The following is a 2208-nucleotide window of genomic DNA, read 5'->3' as shown; positions in this document are numbered from 1 at the left end:
ATAATTGGTATGCTTCATCATCGGAAAGACCCGAATGACGTAAAGAAAGCATATACTTACGCTGCTGTAGCTAAAGCTGAAGGTGTGGACTTTTTTTATTTTACTTTAGGGAAGGTAAATATAGAAACGGAGAAGATTTTAGGTAAAACTTATGAAAATGGTAAGTGGGTTGAACAAGAATTTTCTTTTCCAGATGTTATTTATAATGCAAGTGTTCATATTAGTGATAAAAATCAGCAAATCTATGATCATCTATATGAAAAAGTTCCGTTTACAAGCCATTCAATTGGAAATAAATTAAGTGTATATAACAGAATAAATAGAGCAAAAAAATTTAAGCAATATCTTATTCCTTTTTATGAATTAAATGATGTTAATAAGTTTTTTGACATGATTAATCGTTATGAAAAACTTATTATTAAACCAATTTCTGGACATCAAGGTAGTGGTATTGTTTTCATTGAAAAAAACGGGATGAATTATAGTATGAATGAGTCAGAACAAATTTCATCTATGAATAAAAAACAATTACGGAGCTTTATATCTGATAAGATTCAAGAGCAAGGTTACATAGTTCAACAGTTTATTTCATGTCAAATGAAATCTGGTCATGTTTATGATTTTCGATTGCATGTTCAAAGAAATGGGGAAGGCAGGTGGGTTGTTACTTCTATATTCCCGAGAATAGGTCCATTAGGAAGTGTTGTATCAAATATGGCTAAGGGTGGTTACAGTACTTATTTAGATGTTTTTTTAAAAGCGGAATTTGATAACGATTGATATAATATTAAAAGGTATTTAGAACGATTTGCAGTAACTTTTGCTAACCATTTTAATTCTTTATTTAAGGATGTAGTATTTGATGAGTTAGGAATTGATGTAGGGATTGATAAAGATCAAAAATTGTGGTTATTTGAGGTGAATTGGAGACCAGGGGTACCTAATATATTTAATCTTGAATTAGATGTAGCTAGAAATTTAATTCACTATGCTAGATATTTGGCTGATAAATCTAAATAAGAAAAGGAAAATATAATCAAACCTAGAAACCTTTATATACCAATGTTTCTACTAATCTCTCTTTCTATATCTCCTATAAGGCTTTTCTCCATGCATTCCAAAATTCGGCGGATGCTGGACTGTCGTCAAGTCGACGTACCTAATACGAGCAAAATACCGGAACCTGATAATACACCCTTCATTGTGGGCGGGGGCACATATTTATAAAAAAATACGCTTGTCCAATCCATTATCATTCTCCAGTCATTTAATACTACAAAGGGGGGAGAACATGGAAAACAATGAAAAAATCACGTTTCGATTTGTAAAAAAAGATGGAGAAGAAATTAATTTGGGAAATCTTGCTGATAAACGAAAAATTGTCATTGTCATTAATAATCAGATTACATTTGCACCGAATACAACACAAATTGCCAGTGGAGCCGGACAAAATAGTGCAGCAGGAAGTAATGCAGCAATTGATTCATCGAATACCAGACAGCAACAAACGGTGGGCGCTGGAGGCGAAGCCATAAATAAGGGAATTAGTGGGGACCAGATTGAGCCGCATAAAATGAAAAAAGAGACTTCGGATGAAGAGGCAGAATTTATACTTATCATCAATAATCAAATTAATAAAACCCGTAAGGAACAGGCTGGTGCTACTCAAGTGGCAAGTGGTGGCGGAGAAGACAGTGCAGCGGGAACCAACGCTGCCATCGAAAGTTCTAATACCAAACAGCAACATGCAGTGGGAGGCGGAACGGATAGTTCGGCAGAAAATGCAGGTGAAGAAGGCGACCAAATAGAAAAATGCGATTAAAGAAAAGAGGCTGTAATTATTTCGCAGCCTCTTTTTCTTATTATGGATTAATTGGTCTATTACTTACCCAACCAAATTAGGAATATATTAAATATCTTGATGGATCATATACTGTCCATAATCCTATCCGTTGAGAAGTATTTGGATTTATATATATCGCGATTGTTCCATAAGATTTTCTATGACTAGCTAAAGTATTGTCAATATATACTGCAAGGTCATAAGGCTGAAGCTGTATTTAATAAAAAGTTGTAGCTTCCGATTTTGATGATGAGAAAAATCAAATTCGTCAACTCGAATTGTCTTTTGCCATAGAAGCATGTGCTTCTATTTTTGAAGAGCTATTAGTATTTGTACGGTTTCTAGTAATAAGTTTTGGATTATAC

At 33.7% G+C, this 2208-nt stretch carries 1 protein-coding gene and 1 pseudogene; both read left to right on the top strand.

What is annotated here, in order from left to right; genetic code table 11:
• Positions 1–1020: pseudogene (locus AB3X48_RS21400) on the top strand (YheC/YheD family endospore coat-associated protein); the annotation flags it as partial.
• A gap of 271 nt (positions 1021–1291) precedes the next feature.
• A complete protein-coding gene (locus AB3X48_RS21395; protein ID WP_088099074.1) occupies positions 1292–1822 on the top strand; it encodes a hypothetical protein in 531 nt (176 codons plus the stop codon).
• The last annotated feature ends 386 nt before the right edge of the window (positions 1823–2208 follow it).

It is taken from the genome of Bacillus sp. S4 (genome assembly GCF_040838205.1).
GTDB classification, from domain to species: Bacteria; Bacillota; Bacilli; order Bacillales; family Bacillaceae_G; genus Bacillus_A; species Bacillus_A cereus_U.
This window is presented reverse-complemented; position numbering and strand designations above follow the sequence as displayed.

What these genes read in the sequence shown, in the direction of transcription:
- AB3X48_RS21395 (WP_088099074.1), top strand. Translation starts at nt 1,292, where the DNA reads ATGGAAAACAATGAAAAAATCACGTTTCGATTTGTAAAAAAAGATGGA.